Raw genomic sequence first — 17,163 nt, forward strand, 5'->3', positions numbered from 1 at the left:
AGTCAGTATATTGATGAGCTGTCTAATCCCGTGATTTAAAGAATCACACTGACGATGATTGCTGATAGAATGCTGACAAGAGTCGCACCGTATAGCAACTTCAAGCCGAAACGAGCCACAACATTACCTTGTTTTTCATGTAGGCCTTTAACAGCACCTGCAATGATTCCGATAGATGAAAAATTCGCGAATGAAACCAAGAAAACCGAAACGATTCCTATCGTCCTATCGCTCAAGGCTGCTGATGCATCCCCTAAGCTCAGCATGGCAACAAATTCATTAGTTACTAGTTTTGTCGCCATGATTCCGCCTGCAGTCACGGTTTCTGAAATCGGTATCCCCATGATAAAAGCAAACGGTGCAAAAATATACCCCAAGATGTCTTGGAAACTGATGCCGATAATCATATCGAATAAGCTGTTAATTCCTGCAATTAGTGCAACGAAACCAATTAACATCGCGGCTACAGTGATAGCAACCTTAAATCCATCCATGATATATTCCCCAAGCATTTCGAAGAACGACTGCTTCTCTGCCCCTTCTTCAACAGGGAGAATATCATCTTCATCCGTTACCGTATAAGGGTTAATAATGGATGCAATGATAAATCCACCAAACATGTTAATAACAATAGCCGTCACAACATACTTTGGTTCAATCATAGTCATATAAGCTCCGACAATCGACATCGATACGGTTGACATGGCTGACGCACAAAGCGTATACATACGTGATGGCGGAATGGAACCGAGTTGCTTCTTCAAGGTTATGAAAACCTCGGATTGGCCGACAATTGCTGATGCTACCGCATTGTAAGATTCCAATTTCCCCATTCCATTCACCTTACTAAGCAGGTAGCCGATCCACTTCATGACGAACGGAAGGATTTTGAAGTGCTGTAAAATCCCTATTAATGCCGAGATGAATACGATAGGAAGAAGGACATTTAAAAAGAACGGCGATGCTCCTTCGTTTACAATCCCACCAAATACAAATGTAATCCCTTCATTTGCCCATTCTAATAGTTTTCCAAAACCATCGGCAATCGAATTGATTATCACTAAACCAAACTTCGTATTTAATAATAGATAAGTTAAAATAAGCTGCATGATCACCATGAGGATAATCGGTTTAACTTTGACTTTCTTTCGGTCACTGCTTGCCAACAAGGCTAGTCCAAAAACAATAAGCAACCCTAAAATTGCTATCAGAAATTTCATGTATTCTGCCTCCACTAAGGTGAATTTTAATGATCGTGCATTAATAGTAGGATACCCTCAAAAATTTTATGCAAACGTTTTCTATTTAATCCATATTACATTACTTGTACGTACATCTTCAAATTTATATATTATACTAATATTTTTTCAAGTGCAATTATTTTCTCTCTTTTTCAAAATGGGAATTTACGGGAATGCTAACTCTCCAAACATAAAGAAAAGGCTCCTTTATATAAGGAACCCTCTCTTTACATGCTTTGATTCCTATCACAAACACTAAAGACGTATAGTTTTTTGCAGAAATGTTCTTATAAAAACCTCTACTTGCTATAAACAATTAGGCAACAGTGTTCACTTATCATCTATTCATAAAACATGTAGTTTACCGTAATCTATATGTATATATAATAATTTCTTTTAAGCTGCAGATTTTCTGGACATCACCGACGTGACTAATCCAGCTCCTCCTATGACAAGGATGATAATAGATGTGGCCAAACCACCCACCCCTTGATAAAAGTTGATAACTTTACCTGCTAAAGAGTCTCCGCCTTGAAAGCCCCCACCGCTCGGCATCTCACCTGGAGTTCCAGATCCGTTAGGCCCCCCCTGAGGAGGTGTCCCCATATTACCCTGTCCACCATTAGGGGTCGTAGCGGTAGTTGAATCATCGGTCGCTGCCGTATCGCTATCCGTTGAATCTTCTGTTATCGAGTCATCAGTTGTAGCCGAGTCAGTAGTGTTGTTGTTAGTAGGCTGGCCCATCATCCTTTGTCCTGCCATCTCCTCCTGTGTGTCACCGCCATTCACATACATCATGATGCCGAAAACTGCTTGAACAACTAAAAGGACTGAAGCAACTATCCCAATCAAAAAGTGTAACTTACTAAATTTCACCATATATAATTCTCCTTCGTAACAAAATGTATTATTTCTTATAAGGAGATTATCTAAAAAGACCCTTAATTTTTCCTTAAGTGACTGGGAAAAATAAGAGTCTTTTTTATTTCTATATTTTAATAAAAAGTATTTTAAATCTATTTCTGTTATAGGTCTTTTTAAAACCATTATTTATTTTTTTGGTTTCTAGGAAAAGTTATTTCAAAACGAGTGCTTGTATTCGGTTCACTAGTCACTTTGATAGTCCCTTGGTGGGTGTTGACAATCCATTTAGCAATAGACAGGCCTAATCCTGAACCTTCATTTGCGGAGCGAGACTGCTCAATTTGATAAAATCGATTAAAAATCTTTGGAATCTCTTCCTGGGGGATGCCTTTTCCATTATCCTCTACAGAAAGAATAATCGAAGATGAATTTTTAACGCAGGAAATGGAAATTACACCACCCTCATCCGTGAATTTCATGGCATTATCCACTAATATTACCAGTAACTGGTGTATTCTTTCTTTATCGCCAAGGAAAACAACCTGATTAGGAGCATAACTAGTAATTGTTTTTTCTTCGAAAGAAGCTATATCCGTATACTGTTCCACAATTTCCAAAAGTAAGTCATCCAGGAAAAAGTTTGCCTTTTTGACCTCCATTTGATTCGAATCCGTCCGAGTCAAGGTTAAAAGACCATTTACCAGCTTATTCAACCTCCTGACTTCTTTAGATATAATCGATATATCAACCGCTTTTTCCTCGATTGTCGCGTTCGGTGATTGAAATAGCAAATCAGCTCGCGATTGAATGACGGCAAGCGGCGTTCGAATTTCATGTGAGGCATCCGAGACAAACTGCTGCTGCTGATCCCAAGATTTCTTGACCGGGATCAGGGCCCGCCCTGCCAGAAGATAGCCTGCACCTACCGCCACTAGGCTTCCAATTCCTCCACCAACAAACAATATGAGCAACAAGCGATCGAGCATTTCCTTTTCTGTATCCACATTCCTGATGAATTGTACGGCCATCTCTCCATACTCCGTATCGACCTTGGTGGAAAGAGCCCGATACGTGTATCCATTCACCGATATTTCTTCAATCTCATCAAAAATTTCAGGGAAAAATTGTTGTTCATTGACCTTAAAAAAATGATCCTCACTCAGTCTTGGCTCAATGATCGTTTCATCCGGTCCCCAAACGATGACACTCGGTCCCGGTCCTAAGAGAAACTCACCTTGCGGACGTCCGCCTGGCATTCCTCCATTATTGAAATCCCTGTAATCCTTTTTAAGTGAATCATTGACATCCTTATAGATCTGATTTTCAGTATAGAAATAAATCGTTCTGCTTAATATGGCTATTAAGACAATAAAGACGACAGAATTCAATAATGTTAGTTGAAGCCGCGTTTTTTGGAACATAATGATCCCCTTATGGTTGTTTTAGCATATAACCAATACCCCGAACAGTTTGAATATCTTTATGATAATTGAAAGGTTCCAATTTTTTTCTAAGGTGATGGATGAACACTTCCACAATGGCAATCGTCGTATCTGAATCAAACCCCCAAATGCGGTCGAAAATCTGCTCACGGGTCAATATTTTCCCATTATTTTGAATTAGGTACTCCAATAATTCAAACTGTTTCAAGGTCATTTTAATGACCTTTCCATCAACCAAAATATCCTTTTCCTTTTCCAACAGTTCAATATTACGGTATTTCACATGCTGCTCAAGCGATATAATGCCACTCCTTCGAAGCAGGGCACGAATCCTGGCCTTAAGTTCCGGTGCCTGAAACGGCTTGACTAAATAATCATCGCCACCCATTTCCAATCCTCTGACACGATCCTCAAGCGCATCTTTTGCCGTCAAAAACAAGACACTTGTATCTATTTTTGCATCCCTGATTTTCCGTACGATTTCAAATCCATCGATTCCCGGAAGCATTACATCCAAAATGATGATATCGTATATACTTTGCTTGGCCATGAATAGACCATCTTCCCCATTATCTGCTGTATCGACTTCATATTCATCCGTCAAAATTTGTCGGATCGATTCTAATAATGAAACATTATCTTCTACCACCAAAACCTTCATACAGGGTACCTCCCAACCGCTTCAATTGTGATATATGTTGATTTTATCCTTTTTCATATGCAAAAGAAAGCGGGCTTTTAATCGCCTGCTTTCTCTCAAATTGTATGTTCATTCGTGACGCAGTGCTTGGATTGGATTTAGCTTGGATGCCTTATTCGCAGGAAATACCCCAAAGACAACACCGATAAATATGGAGAATAGGAAGGCCATTATGGTCACCGACCACGAATAACTGATTGTTAAGCTTGAAACAACTGAAACCAATTTAGCGATTCCAAGCCCAATTCCTACTCCTAATAACCCACCTAAGCAGCTCAAGACAACCGCTTCAATTAAAAATTGAAGTAGAATGGATTTCCGGTTCGCCCCAATAGCCTTTCTGATTCCAATCTCTTTCGTCCGTTCTGAAACGGATACCAGCATTATATTCATAATTCCAATTCCACCTACAAGTAATGAAATACTTGCGATACCACCAAGCATGAGCGTAAACGTATCTGACACCGAGCTCATTGTATCCATTAAATCCTCTTGATTGGACACGGAATAGTTATCACTCTGGCCTGGGAATAATGTCGTCATTGTACCTTGTACTTGATACATCGCACGCTCTACAATATTCTCGTTCTCTGCTTTTAAATACACTGTTCCGATGGTCGTGCTACTCGTAGCACGCTTTGCAGTTGTGATTGGTGCAATGATTACATCATCACCGCTTGATCCCATCGAGGTACCTACTGATTTCAACACGCCGATTACTCGATAGGAAACACCGCCAATAAGAACGTTTTGATCCACCGCTTTTTTTTGATTTTCAAAAAGCGTGTCAGCCGTATCAGACCCTAAGACAACCACCTTAGAGCGTAATTCTGTTTCCATATCCGTTAAAAAACGGCCTTGGCTAAGCTCTAAATCCCTCACTGAAATATAGGAGGACGTCGTACCGGTCATTGAAACCTGTGTAGAATTTTCACCGTTTTTAGCATAAACACGGCCTGTGACCACAGGTGCAACTTCTGATATCCCGCTCAGGTCTTTAAACTGTTCAATTGTGTCATCCGTCAGCTCTACAGAATCTGTATCTGAGACACTGACCGTTAACAGGTTAGTCCCCAAGCTATTGATCTCCTCCTGAACGGACTGTGAAGATCCCTGCCCAATCGAAACAAGAACAATCACGGAGGCCACTCCAATAATAATTCCAAGCATAGTTAAAAAAGCACGGACTTTATTGGTTTTGATACTGCGTATAGCCATCTTCATTGATTCGCTCAGACTCAATCCAATCACCTCCGTTTTCAAATAACTGACCATCATGTATCCGAACGACCCGTGTTGCCTCTTTTGCAACTTCCAAGTCATGGGTAATCAAAATGATTGTTTGTCCCTTTTCATTAAGATTCTTCAGCATTTGCAGTACTTCCTTACTTGTTTTACTATCAAGAGCTCCCGTCGGCTCATCTGCCAATAAAACAGGAGGGTTACCTGCAAGGGCACGGGCAATCGCAACCCTTTGCTGCTGTCCACCTGAAAGTTGGGTTGGTAAATGGTTCATCCGGTCATTGAGGCCGACCTTATCTAGACAGGCATTGGCAACTTCTTTTCTTTCCTTTACACTTACACCTCGGTAAACAAGGGGAAGTTCGACATTTTCCAGCGCCGTCAATTTCGCTAACAGGTTAAAGTTTTGAAAGATAAAGCCAATTTTTATGTTTCGAATGGCGGCTAGCTCATTATCTTTCATCTTTTCTACTTCTTTTCCATCCAAAAGATATTCACCTGTGTCGGGCTTGTCGAGACAGCCAATCATATTCATAAACGTAGATTTCCCTGAACCAGAGGGTCCAATGATAGAAACGAAATCCCCTTTATTTATTGTAAGACATACTTCTTGCAGCGCCTTGACGGTTTCACCGCCCAATTCATACGATTTGGACATGTTTTTAATTTCAATGATGGGTGTCGTCATGTTACTGACCTCCCCTGCCGCCGCTTGGCATTCCACCACTGCTTGGCATTTCATTGCCACCCGGCATTCCGCCACCGCTCGGCATTCCAATTCCACCACCGCCTTGGCCTCCTCCCATTCCACCGCCACCTGTAGAGCTTTCATTGGAAATGGTAATAGGCAAGGAAACATACTGACCTTCTTCAAGTCCAGATGTTATTTCGATATACTTATCATTACTAATACCCGTCTTAACCACTGTCTTTGTAGTATTAGTTGTTGCATCTTCTGTTGAAGCGGATTGTTGGATATTCACATACTTCTCTTCTCCATCGATTTGGACTGCTTCAATTGGAACATAAAGAACATCTTTTACACTATTCGTCACAATACTCACTTCTGTCGACATCCCAATTTTTATATCTCCTGGTTTGTCAATTTTAATCGTTACATCGAAAGAAGAAACACCATTCTCATATGTACCTTCCTTTGCTACACTTGTTACTTTCCCTGTGAATGTTTCATCTTCAAAAGCACTAGCTGTAATTTCAACTGTTTGTCCTTTCTTAACACTTGAAACATCTAATTCATCAACACTGATCGTTGTTTTTAATTTTTTATAATCCGTCACATGGGCAACCACTTCACTACTTGAAACACGATCCCCTTCTTCTACATCCAACGTAGTTACTGTTCCATCAAATGGGGCAGTTATTGGGTCGCTTCCATCCGTGAAGGTAATAAGTTCATCACCTTTTTCAACTATTTCATTTTTCTCTACAAGGACTTCATCGACTTCATCCGTTACGGAAGATGTGATGTCCTCGCTATTTATCGCAGCAACCGAACCGGAACCACTGATTTGAACTTCAAGGTCTCCCTTTTCAACTGTAGTTGTCATCGCCTTAGCAATAACGGGCTGACCATTGTCCTTCATAAAGAACCAAATGCATCCCCCTATAGCTACCACTAAAACTGCCCCTATCGTTATCCACTTTTTCATCATTTTGCTCCTTTCAGATTTCCTTGATTGAAATCAGTATCGTGAAAGAAGCTTAATTTTTCCTTAAGGATTGTTTTTAATTTTCATGGAAGACTGTGTTAAGCAAACGCTTCCCTTTTCATTACCTTTTTAATAATTAACACTACGTCGGACGAAAAAACATTTATTTCAAAATTTTAAATTTACAATATATTCTAATAAATATATACTATAACTGTTATCAGATACATTGAGTGATGAAAACCAAATTCATATTCAAAGGGGGAACCACATTGGCATTGAACGATTCAGGAGCAAAAGAATCTCAAGTAAGCGCCTCCACGGATTACACCCAGATTGTCCAATCACCATCATTTCAAGAACTCCTAAGAAAAAAACGCAATTTCATCGTCCCACTTTCCATTTTTTTTATGGTCTTTTATTTCACCTTACCTATCTTAACTTCCTATTCTAAAGTTCTTAACTCTTATGCCTTTGGAGCAATCAGCTGGGCTTGGATTTTTGCCTTCGCGCAATTTATCATGACATGGACCCTATGCATTCTCTACTCCAAGAAGGCTGCGACTTTTGACCAATTAGTTGAAAAAATCGTGAAAGAAGCGAAAGGGTAAAGGTGAATATACAATGAATACACTTGCTTTTATTTTATTTTTAATCATTGTTGGTTTAACATTAGTCATTACCTACTTTGCTTCACGTCGCACTAAAACAACGGCTGACTTTTATACGGCAGACAGCAGCCTTACTGGATGGCAAAATGGCTGGGCTATTGCCGGTGATTATATGTCCGCCGCTTCATTTTTAGGAATCGCTGGAATGGTCGCGCTCGCTGGATTTGATGGTTTTTTCTACAGCATCGGTTTCCTAGTCGCTTACCTGGTCGTTCTTTATATCGTGGCCGAGCCTCTTCGTAACCTTGGTAAGTACACACTTGCAGACATGATTGCTGCACGTTTTAATGAAAAGAAGGTGCGCGGTGTCGCTGCCCTGAATACCATTTCCATTTCAACCTTTTATATGATTGCACAGCTTGTCGGTGCAGGTGCCCTTATAAAGCTATTGCTTGGAATCGATTATCTATACTCCGTTATCATTGTAGGTATTTTAATGACCGTCTACGTCGTCTTTGGAGGTATGACTGCTACCAGTTGGGTACAAATCGTAAAAGCTGTTTTATTGATGGCTGGAACATTCATTATCTCGGTTATTGTACTGGCGAAATTCGACTTTAGCGTTATGGAAATGTTCAGGCAGATGAAAACAGCAACCCCTCTAGCCGGGGATTTCCTCAATCCAGGTAACAAATTTAAGGATCCATTGGATACCTTATCACTCAATTTAGCACTTGTACTCGGTACAGCTGGATTACCTCATATCCTGATTCGTTTCTTTACGGTAAAAGACGCTATCACCGCTAGAAAGTCCGTTGTATATGCAACTTGGATCATTGGAATATTTTATATCATGACCATTTTCCTTGGCTTTGGAGCAGCAGCTTTCGTTGGATATGACAAAATCATTGCCTCGAATGCGGCTGGAAATATGGCCGCTCCTTTGCTTGCCGAAGCTATTGGCGGTGACTTCTTATTCGCATTTGTGTCAGCTGTTGCTTTCGCTACCATTTTAGCGGTTGTCGCAGGTCTCGTTCTATCCGCAGCCTCTGCATTTGCCCATGACTTTTATGGCCATATTATTCGTAAAGGTCAAGCCACTGATAAAGAACAAGTGGTTGCTGCTCGTTGGGCATCGATCGGAGTATCCATTCTCTCCATCATCCTTGCTTTATTTGCTCAAAACATGAATGTAGCCTTCCTTGTGTCACTTGCCTTTGCCGTCGCTGCCAGCGCCAATCTACCAATTATTATCTTCACGGTATTCTGGAAACGTTTTAACACAACTGGAGCTGTCACAGGTATGCTCGTAGGTCTGATTAGTTCTTTATTACTTGTGTTTCTAAGCCCTAATGTCTGGTCTCCAGTAGAGAACGAGGCTATATTTGTTGGGGAACCACTATTCCCACTAGCTAACCCTGGCATCGTCTCCATCCCAATTGGTTTTATCGCTGCAATCGCCGGAACACTGTTATCCAGCAAAAAAGCTGATGCCAAAAAATATGACGAAATCGTCGTAACAGCTAACACGGGAATAAAAGATTCTATTTAAAGTTTTTTGACCTATTAAAATTTTATAGTGTAATTATGAGAAGTATAATCCTTTTATCTTCCCAACCAATATAAAAGGAGAGGCAGCTATTCCTAACTGCCTCTCCTTTTTCTGCATCTCAATTATAATTTTGTTCTCTACCTGTTTCTCGAAGATTGAAAACCCTCAGGATTAATTCTTAAAGCAATAAAAAAGAGGGATAAAGATATATCTCTTCATTCCCTCTAGTTTCTCATTCTCAATTTCCTTCTATTATATTTAGTTATCAACTGATTTATAACTTCTGCAAAGATCAGTCCCAACGCAATCGCCCCTGCCAGCATGAATGCCTTGGTAGCCAACTGAACAGCTATATTAAAATCATTTTCTACAAAATGCTTCATTGCGTCATAAGACAAACCCCCTGGTACGAGCGGGATGATTCCTGAGACATTAAAAACCGTGATTGGTGTTTTATACCTTTTAGCAAAATACTGACTGATTACTGCTACCATAAATGCAGCAGCAAGCGTTGCAATTATGCTATTTATCTCATTTTCGACCAAAAAAAAGTATAAAGCCCACCCTAGCATCCCTACACAACCGCATTGAATCAATGAATTTTTCGGTACATTAAAAATGACTCCAAAGGCGGCTGAGGCAATGAAACTTGTAATAAGCTGTGCAAACATCCTTTTTCCTCCCCTAAAATCATAAAAGAACAAATGCAACCGATATTCCTGTTCCAATGGCTAAAGCAGTTAAACCTGCATCTGCCCCCTTGGACAGACTGGAAACTAAATGCCCTGCAATTAAATCCCTGACCGCATTCGTAATTAACAGTCCTGGCACCAGCGGCATCACCGCTCCAATAATTATAGTATCCAAGTTACTACCCACACCGATTTGGACAAACAACATTGCTACTAATCCCACTACTAGTGAGGCTATAAATTCAGCAAAAAAGCGAACCTCCAATAACCAATGCAAGTAAAGCAGACAAGAAAATCCAAGTCCTCCGGCTATACAAGACCAGATAAAATCACTCCATTGCCCTTGAAACATGATTAAAAAACAACCGCTCGCAATAAAGGCAGCGAAAACCTGAACCCACAAGGGATATCCCATACCTGCCTTTTCAATTTGTTTTAATCGGGAAAAAGCTTCCTGTGGCGTCATTTCCTTACTAGAAATGCTTCGAGATATACTGTTAACAAGCGTTACCTTGTGTAAATCCGTGGACCGTTGGGAAACTCGAATTAATTTTGAGGCTGGGTGCATACCATCCAGAGAAAAAATAATCCCTGTCGGCGTTGAAAAGCTGTGTGAATCCTCGCATCCAAATGCAGCCGCAATTCTGACCATCGTATCTTCTACCCGAGAGGTTTCTCCTCCGTTTTGAAGCATTATTTTCCCCGCAAGCAAACATACATCTATAATTTCATTGTAATGTAACTGATCATTCATTATATCCTCTCCATCACTTTTAACGTACGAGCTTATATCGGGTAACAAACTTACCAGTTTAAATCCATCTCATAATAGCCCAATTTTCATGAAAAGGATATAAAAATATTTCCTCATTTAATTAATTATTTCCACCAATGTCGTTCTGACTGTCTTAGTTCCAGTATTCCCTTTATTCAATGCTAAAACCGCTTAGATAATTGAATGATTCGGTAGTTCTCTATTGTCCAATAGGAGAGGAATAGTTCGGCAACACTTTTTTCTACAATAAAAAAGGAATGCGGCACAAAACCTGCATCCCTCTTTATTGTTAGTTATTGCTGACTCTTTTATATTGTTAATTTCACCGAGTTTGAATGTACCAGTGCCCTGCACTACAAAATTGGTGCGTTGCACTGAAATTTAAGACCCCAGCATCTACCTCTATATTACTTTTTGAATAAACGCATCTACTGTTTTATTAAACAAACCACTTTCTTCTATAAAAGGGCAATGACAACTATCTTCAAAAATAACAAGTTCAGAATTCGGAATGTTCTTCTCCAAATGTACTCCTGCCGCAACAGGAATGACCTTTTCATGCCTTCCAAAGCAGAGAAGTGTAGGAACGGTAATTTCAGGCAAGAAATCACGATAGTCAACAATTGATTGATCAAATAGGATGGCACTGGCAATGGATGCCGGCATTTTCGTTACTTCCTCAAGCATCCAGTTTGCATCCCCTGCGGATAATTCATCTTTAAACATAGATGTAAGAAAGCCTTGTAAAAAGTGGGAACGATTCGTTTGAATCTCAGTCATGAAGGCAATCAATGTGTCGATATCAAAAGCCCCAATATCAAAATCGGGCCATTTAAAATCTGATGCCAATTCATCCACAATTACAGTTGAATGGACATTATCCTCGCCGAATTGCTTGAGATAATCCCATACGACGAAAGCCCCCATAGACCAGCCTACTAGTATGACATCCTTTAATCCTTGTTTATCAATGAACGCATGAAGATCTTTTGCATAAACAGAGACCGTATTTCCGTTATGAACGTGGGTTGACTGACCATGGCTTCTTAAATCAAGTAAGATAGTTCTGTACTTCTCTGAAAAGTACGGAAGCTGTCTTGTAAAGAACCGACTACTCATCCACACTCCGTGGATAAAAATAATCGGCCTCCCTTGACCCTTTTCTTCATAATATAACTGGACGTCCTTTTCAACCTCAATAAATGCCATCGTAACCCTCCTCCACAACATTTTTACAAATAATTCCTTCTTATTATTTATTGCGTTTCATCTTTTAACATTCCTTCCTATAAAAAAATATTGTCAAACTTCATTCTAGAGCTGATAATGAAGTTTAATATTTATTGACACCTTCATCCTGAAAGGACGGAATTTTTCATGAAGAGCTTTTTTAAAAACTATCGATCCTCTTTAGTATTACTCTCTGCAATTATTATTGGTGGGATAGCGGGCGTCGTTTTCGGTGAGAAAACCTCAGTCATACAGCCTCTAGGGGACTTATTTCTAAATCTAATGTTCACAATCATCGTTCCATTGGTATTTTTCAGCATTTCTTCTGCTATTGCTAATATGAGCGGGATGAAGCGTCTCGGGAAAATCATGGGCAGTATTGTTGTCGTTTTCCTGACTACAGCCGCTTTAGCTGCCGTAATTGGTTTTATTGGGACAACTATTATTAATCCTTTGGAAGGCACTGATACGACAGCTATTAAAGAACTGATGGAAAGCAGTTCCTCTGAAGAAACCATTGAAGAAGTTTCTTTCCTTAGTCAACTGGTTAATACTGTAACCGTGTCCGATTTTCCAGAACTGTTTTCTAGAAGCAATATGCTTCAACTTATCGTTTTCTCTGTATTAATTGGATTATCCACCGCACTGGTCGGCGAGAAAGCGAAACCGATTACTGAGTTTTTAACAGCGGGTACAGCTGTTATGATGAAAATCGTAAAAATTGTTATGTACTATGCACCAATAGGACTTGGCGCTTATTTTGCGGCTATTATCGGCCAGCTAGGACCGCAGATTTTAGAAGGCTATGCACGTGCCTTCATTCTTTATCTAGTTTTAGCTTTAATTTATTACTTCGGCTTTTTCACCCTATATGCCTTTATCGCCGGTGGGAAAGAGGGAGTTAAACTATTTTGGAAAAATGCCTTCACACCATCTATTACAGCCATTGCTACCTGTTCAAGTGCCGCGTGCATTCCGGTCAATTTGGAAGCCGTCAGAAAAATGGGTGTGCCAAAGGACATCGCAGAGACGGTCATCCCGCTTGGAGCCAACACTCACAAAGATGGTTCTGTATTTGGCGGGGTGTTGAAAATTGTTTTCCTATTCAGCTTATTTGGCAAAGATATGACAAGCATCTCCAGCATTTTAAGTATACTGGCTGTTGCCTTTTTGGTCGGCGCTGTTATGGGGGCCATTCCTGGAGGTGGTATGATAGGAGAAATGTTGATTCTAAGTGTATTCGGCTTTCCTGTTGAAGTTCTGCCGATTATTGCTGTTATCTCCACGATTATCGATGCACCTGCTACACTACTTAACTCAACAGGAAACACCGTTTGCACCATGCTTGTCACACGACTAGTCGAGGGGAAAAACTGGTTAAAACAGGCGTTTGTTAAGGAAGATTCTGTGGTGTGATTATCTGATATCGAACTGACTCCAAGACAATCTGGAGTCAGTTTTTTTACTATTTTTAACAATTGTCTTTCTAGTAGTTTTTTTATCGGCAAGGAGTTCTGTATCCTTACATAGAATTAAAGAATGAGGAGGGATTTAATGTTAAAATGGTTGCCTGCTGTAATCCTTTTCATGGGACTGCTATATATTTTCTTTATACCTGAAGAGCCTTTAGTAATAAAAATTCTTTTCAAGATTATTCCTATGTTATTGATTTTGCTTTATGCCTACACGAAAAATGAGGGAAAACGGACTCGATATCAATTCTTAATTCTTCTCGGTTTACTCTTTTGCATGCTTGGAGATGGCTTGTTGATCTGGTTTGTCATTGGTCTTTCCGCCTTCTTAATCGGTCATCTTTTCTATATTGCCGCATTCCTCAACACATGGAGCTTTTCATGGATCCGATTTGCAACCATTCTTCCCATTGCTGGCTATTCCACTTGGATAGGCTGTGAAATTGTACTTTCTTTGATTGAAAAAGGTGAAAACAGCCTAATCATTCCTGTCATTTGCTATGTTACGGTAATATCTCTCATGGGATGGGCGGCATTTATGACCGGAAATGTAGCCGCCATTATGGGGGGGTTGCTGTTCGTGATTTCTGACTCCATTTTATCCTGGAACAAATTTGTTGATGATATTACCTTTTCTGGCCCACTGATTATGTTAACCTACTATACAGCTCAGTTTTTCATCGCTAACAGCATCAGCTCGAAACCTGCTTTCCTTTCATCGAGCAACCGGAAAAATGGGCGAGCTATCGCCAGCAAATTCTGAGCTAAGCCGTTCCACATGAAACAATTCCCCACGAATAAAAGGCATTCACAGTTCTAATTAAACTGTGAATGCCTTTTTTCATCCATTAATTTTCTTAATGAAAACTACTTTTAAATAGTTACCTTCCTTATAATCCGAACTTGTTTTAAAATCTGCCGGCAATGAAAACTCTTCCATGAGTTCATATTTACCATTCATTTCTCTAAAGGCTGCCTCAATAAAGCTTTTAAATTTCTTCATGTCAAACGTACTGCAGTTGGTTGACGCTATAATGACCCCATTGTCTTCTGTTATGGAAATAGCATCCTTCAATAGATTCGTATAGTCTTTTCCGGCACTGAAGGTGAATTTCTTTGACTTGGCAAAGCTGGGTGGATCAAGAATGACCATATCAAATTTCAGAGCCTTCTTAACTGCATATTTAAAATATTTAAATACGTCCATCACGACGATATTCTGCGTTTCAGGATCTATCTCATTCACACTGAACTGTTCAATCGTTTTCGGTAAACTGCGATTCGCCAGGTCCACACTAGTCGTTTTAACGGAACCGCCTAAAGCAGCAAATACAGAAAATGCTCCTGTGTAAGAGAACATATTCAGCACGGTCTTTCCTTTTGCATATTTATCTCGAATCGTCCTTCTAACCTCACGCTGATCAAGGAAGACACCGACCATGGCCCCATCATTCAAATATACAGCGAAACGGACCCCATTCTCCTTGACAAGAAGCGGAAATTCCGGCTGCTCCCCCATAACAAAATCGTCTTCATCTACATATTGACCCTTTGTATCAAAGCGTTTCTTCTGATAAATGGACTTGACCTCGACCGTATTCTGCAGGGCCTTAATGATATAGTCTTTAAACGAATATATCCCTTTGCTGTACCAACTAATGACGTAGTGACCATCGTAATGATCAATAATTAACCCGCCAATCCCATCTCCTTCTCCATTGAACAAACGGAAAGCAGTAGTTTCTGTATCTTCAAAAAATGGCTTTCGGTAATCATACGCTGTTCTGATTTTTTCATTGAAAAATGATTGATCAATTTTATCATTCTCCTTTTGAGTCAATACCCAGCCATAGCCTTTATTCTGTTTCCCATAATACCCCTTTGCTAAAAACCGATTGTTCTCGTCAACCAAACGCACTAAAGATCCCTCATCTTGAAGGTCATTGAGATTGCCAATCGACTCTTTCGCAATCAAAGGAAAGCCTTTGGCGATTTTATTTACAAACTTAGCTTTCACTTTTATATCTATTTCTTTTCCCATATATATCATCCTATCTATGCAATTGCTTTCCTCCCCATTTTACCCTAATCCCTTTATAAATAAAAACCAGCCTGGTTCCTTCACCAGGCTGGTTTCCTAAAAATCTTTGATTATGATACTTCTAAATGAAGATCTCCTGGTTTTACTTTACCCATCATCTTCAATACTCGATGTAAGGCGAGGGTGATTACAGCTGGCAAGACCATACCCACCGCCACATAAACCAGGAACGTGTACAACCCTTGCCCTGTAATGATAGCAATCGGGGCAATCAATGAACTTAAGCCCATTCCTCCAAGCTCATACGGTACTTGGAAATCGAATGCCAACGTAGCGATTGGAGCACAAATGATTGCCGCTACAAAAGGCGGGACGACATATAATGGTTTTTTGATTAAGTTAGGAAATTGAACTTTCGGCGTAACAACCATCTGAGCAAGGAACCCACCCATATCATTATCTTTATAAGACATGACAGTGAACCCAACAAATTGAACGGTACATCCGATTAAAGCTGCCGCACTAGAAACAGGATCTAACTGTAGGGCTATCGCTAGAGCAGCGGAAGAAGCTGGTGTCATCAATAATATGCTCCATACTAATGCAATGACCATGGAACCAATTAATGGAGAACCTTCGACCTGAGCTGTAATTTGACTGCTTAACCATGTCAGGAACGGTGTCGTAACAAGCGCTAGACCATATCCAGAAACCCCACCGACAAGTACTGCAGCCAATGGAATGGCCATAATATCCAATTTCGTTTTACCAATTAGACGCTTACCTACATATGTTGCGATTAATGCTGCCAAAACTGCACTTAGTGGCTGACCCGTAACAATCGTAAAGACTCCCTCAGCAGTTCTGTTAATGGCAGCGCCACCTACTGCACTTGAAGCCATGGCACTAAAAATAATTAATGAATTTCCTCCTAGCTGATAGGCGATACCTGCTCCTAAAGCTGGGGCTAGTAAGACCTTTGCGGCCCCACCTATTGCCAGGAGGACCTCCCAATCTAAATATCCCCCTATGGATTCAAACAATAACCCGATCCCTAGCGTAACCAAAACTGCATTAGCTATCCCTGTTGATGCCTTGTACATTCGATCGTTGATGTATTCTTTCCTGCTCACTTAATTTCCACTCCTTATCAATTATCAGAATATTCAATTTGATAAATAAAAAAAAAAAAAACCCCTGTTATTTGGAGGGTACACCACTTGTTTTTACTTGAGCGTCTTGTTATAAAGTTCACAAGCAAGGCTCAAACAATTCCACATAATCAATCCCACTAACATAATAAGAGAATAATAATATGAAGTAATTCATTTGAATTACTACTCATCTAATTCCCCGCCTCCGATAATGTCTGTTCGTATAATAACATGAATTTTCTGATAATGTAAGCAGTATTTTTATTCTAGTAAAATAAAAACGCTTACAAAAATGGAGTATATATTACTTTTATGTACAATTAAATCTAATAATGTATTATTTTAAAATAAATTAATCTTTTTATTATTAAAAACTCTAAAGTATCTGCTTTTCAACCTGAATAGTCAGTACATTATTTCGATATAGGTTTCCAGTATTTACATCTCTTTTAATAAAGAAAGAGAACCCAATTAAAT

At 39.8% G+C, this 17,163-nt stretch carries 16 protein-coding genes; 4 read left to right on the top strand and 12 right to left on the bottom strand.

Features of this window, described 5'->3' with window-relative positions:
- Positions 1–35: 35 nt before the first annotated feature.
- From RE409_RS27320 to RE409_RS27350, 7 genes are all read right to left on the bottom strand, one after another.
- The gene (locus RE409_RS27320) at positions 36–1,220 is read right to left on the bottom strand and encodes a NupC/NupG family nucleoside CNT transporter (RefSeq protein ID WP_201187656.1); all 1,185 of its coding nucleotides are present in this window, start codon (positions 1,218–1,220) and stop codon (positions 36–38) included.
- A 417-nt stretch (positions 1,221–1,637) separates the two neighbouring features.
- Positions 1,638–2,120 (bottom strand): hypothetical protein, encoded by a 483-nt coding sequence (locus RE409_RS27325; protein WP_309558341.1) that lies wholly within the window; start codon positions 2,118–2,120, stop codon positions 1,638–1,640.
- 167 nt (positions 2,121–2,287) lie between these two features.
- Positions 2,288–3,526, bottom strand: coding sequence for a sensor histidine kinase (locus RE409_RS27330; protein ID WP_201187661.1), 1,239 nt, complete (start codon positions 3,524–3,526; stop codon positions 2,288–2,290).
- 10 nt (positions 3,527–3,536) lie between these two features.
- Positions 3,537–4,208 (bottom strand): response regulator transcription factor, encoded by a 672-nt coding sequence (locus RE409_RS27335; protein WP_201187677.1) that lies wholly within the window; start codon positions 4,206–4,208, stop codon positions 3,537–3,539.
- 108 nt (positions 4,209–4,316) lie between these two features.
- Entirely contained in the window at positions 4,317–5,489 is a 1,173-nt protein-coding gene (locus tag RE409_RS27340; RefSeq protein WP_309558342.1) for an ABC transporter permease, read from the bottom strand.
- On the bottom strand, positions 5,437–6,177 hold the full coding sequence (locus RE409_RS27345; protein WP_057216221.1) for an ABC transporter ATP-binding protein: 741 nt from the start codon (positions 6,175–6,177) through the stop codon (positions 5,437–5,439). Before RE409_RS27345 ends, RE409_RS27340 begins: the two co-directional genes overlap by 53 nt.
- A 1-nt stretch (position 6,178) precedes the next feature.
- Complete coding sequence (locus tag RE409_RS27350) at positions 6,179–7,159, bottom strand: efflux RND transporter periplasmic adaptor subunit (RefSeq protein ID WP_201187679.1); 981 nt, start codon at positions 7,157–7,159, stop codon at positions 6,179–6,181.
- A 335-nt stretch (positions 7,160–7,494) separates the two neighbouring features.
- Between RE409_RS27350 and RE409_RS27355 the strand changes: the two genes are divergently transcribed.
- Complete coding sequence (locus RE409_RS27355) at positions 7,495–7,770, top strand: DUF485 domain-containing protein (RefSeq protein WP_377375636.1); 276 nt, start codon at positions 7,495–7,497, stop codon at positions 7,768–7,770.
- 13 nt (positions 7,771–7,783) lie between these two features.
- The gene (locus RE409_RS27360) at positions 7,784–9,322 is read left to right on the top strand and encodes a solute symporter family protein (RefSeq protein ID WP_201222516.1); all 1,539 of its coding nucleotides are present in this window, start codon (positions 7,784–7,786) and stop codon (positions 9,320–9,322) included.
- Positions 9,323–9,546: 224 nt separating this feature from the next.
- Here the strand turns inward: RE409_RS27360 and RE409_RS27365 are convergent, their stop codons facing one another.
- The 3 genes from RE409_RS27365 to RE409_RS27375 form a co-directional block, all read right to left on the bottom strand.
- Complete coding sequence (locus tag RE409_RS27365) at positions 9,547–9,993, bottom strand: threonine/serine exporter family protein (RefSeq protein ID WP_201187683.1); 447 nt, start codon at positions 9,991–9,993, stop codon at positions 9,547–9,549.
- Positions 9,994–10,012: 19 nt separating this feature from the next.
- Positions 10,013–10,768 carry a threonine/serine exporter family protein gene (locus RE409_RS27370; protein WP_053348362.1) on the bottom strand — a complete coding sequence of 252 codons (756 nt, stop codon included), beginning with the start codon at positions 10,766–10,768 and terminating at the stop codon, positions 10,013–10,015.
- 423 nt (positions 10,769–11,191) lie between these two features.
- Positions 11,192–11,998 (bottom strand): alpha/beta fold hydrolase, encoded by an 807-nt coding sequence (locus tag RE409_RS27375; RefSeq protein ID WP_201250200.1) that lies wholly within the window; start codon positions 11,996–11,998, stop codon positions 11,192–11,194.
- Between the two features lie 168 nt (positions 11,999–12,166).
- On the opposite strand from RE409_RS27375, the gene RE409_RS27380 reads away from it, so the two are divergent.
- Entirely contained in the window at positions 12,167–13,435 is a 1,269-nt protein-coding gene (locus RE409_RS27380; protein WP_053348360.1) for a dicarboxylate/amino acid:cation symporter, read from the top strand.
- A 138-nt stretch (positions 13,436–13,573) separates the two neighbouring features.
- Entirely contained in the window at positions 13,574–14,254 is a 681-nt protein-coding gene (locus tag RE409_RS27385) for a lysoplasmalogenase (RefSeq protein ID WP_309558343.1), read from the top strand.
- A gap of 78 nt (positions 14,255–14,332) precedes the next feature.
- Here RE409_RS27385 and RE409_RS27390 read toward each other — a convergent pair whose 3' ends face one another.
- Both RE409_RS27390 and RE409_RS27395 read right to left on the bottom strand, forming a co-directional pair.
- Positions 14,333–15,532: a class I SAM-dependent rRNA methyltransferase gene (locus tag RE409_RS27390; protein WP_201187690.1), complete on the bottom strand. Its 1,200-nt coding sequence runs from the start codon at positions 15,530–15,532 to the stop codon at positions 14,333–14,335.
- Between the two features lie 110 nt (positions 15,533–15,642).
- Positions 15,643–16,635, bottom strand: a complete 993-nt coding sequence (locus RE409_RS27395) for a PTS sugar transporter subunit IIC (protein ID WP_053348846.1) — start codon at positions 16,633–16,635, stop codon at positions 15,643–15,645.
- Between the last annotated feature and the right edge of the window lie 528 nt (positions 16,636–17,163).

Origin of the sequence: Peribacillus sp. R9-11, from assembly GCF_031345095.1 — a bacterium.
Lineage (GTDB): Bacteria > Bacillota > Bacilli > Bacillales > DSM-1321 > Peribacillus > Peribacillus butanolivorans.

What these genes read in the sequence shown, in the direction of transcription:
- RE409_RS27320 (WP_201187656.1), bottom strand. Translation starts at nt 1,220, where the DNA reads ATGAAATTTCTGATAGCAATTTTAGGGTTGCTTATTGTTTTTGGACTA.
- RE409_RS27325 (WP_309558341.1), bottom strand. Translation starts at nt 2,120, where the DNA reads ATGGTGAAATTTAGTAAGTTACACTTTTTGATTGGGATAGTTGCTTCA.
- RE409_RS27330 (WP_201187661.1), bottom strand. Translation starts at nt 3,526, where the DNA reads ATGTTCCAAAAAACGCGGCTTCAACTAACATTATTGAATTCTGTCGTC.
- RE409_RS27335 (WP_201187677.1), bottom strand. Translation starts at nt 4,208, where the DNA reads ATGAAGGTTTTGGTGGTAGAAGATAATGTTTCATTATTAGAATCGATC.
- RE409_RS27345 (WP_057216221.1), bottom strand. Translation starts at nt 6,177, where the DNA reads ATGACGACACCCATCATTGAAATTAAAAACATGTCCAAATCGTATGAA.
- RE409_RS27350 (WP_201187679.1), bottom strand. Translation starts at nt 7,159, where the DNA reads ATGAAAAAGTGGATAACGATAGGGGCAGTTTTAGTGGTAGCTATAGGG.
- RE409_RS27360 (WP_201222516.1), top strand. Translation starts at nt 7,784, where the DNA reads ATGAATACACTTGCTTTTATTTTATTTTTAATCATTGTTGGTTTAACA.
- RE409_RS27365 (WP_201187683.1), bottom strand. Translation starts at nt 9,993, where the DNA reads ATGTTTGCACAGCTTATTACAAGTTTCATTGCCTCAGCCGCCTTTGGA.
- RE409_RS27370 (WP_053348362.1), bottom strand. Translation starts at nt 10,768, where the DNA reads ATGAATGATCAGTTACATTACAATGAAATTATAGATGTATGTTTGCTT.
- RE409_RS27375 (WP_201250200.1), bottom strand. Translation starts at nt 11,998, where the DNA reads ATGGCATTTATTGAGGTTGAAAAGGACGTCCAGTTATATTATGAAGAA.
- RE409_RS27380 (WP_053348360.1), top strand. Translation starts at nt 12,167, where the DNA reads ATGAAGAGCTTTTTTAAAAACTATCGATCCTCTTTAGTATTACTCTCT.
- RE409_RS27385 (WP_309558343.1), top strand. Translation starts at nt 13,574, where the DNA reads ATGTTAAAATGGTTGCCTGCTGTAATCCTTTTCATGGGACTGCTATAT.
- RE409_RS27390 (WP_201187690.1), bottom strand. Translation starts at nt 15,532, where the DNA reads ATGGGAAAAGAAATAGATATAAAAGTGAAAGCTAAGTTTGTAAATAAA.
- RE409_RS27395 (WP_053348846.1), bottom strand. Translation starts at nt 16,635, where the DNA reads ATGTACAAGGCATCAACAGGGATAGCTAATGCAGTTTTGGTTACGCTA.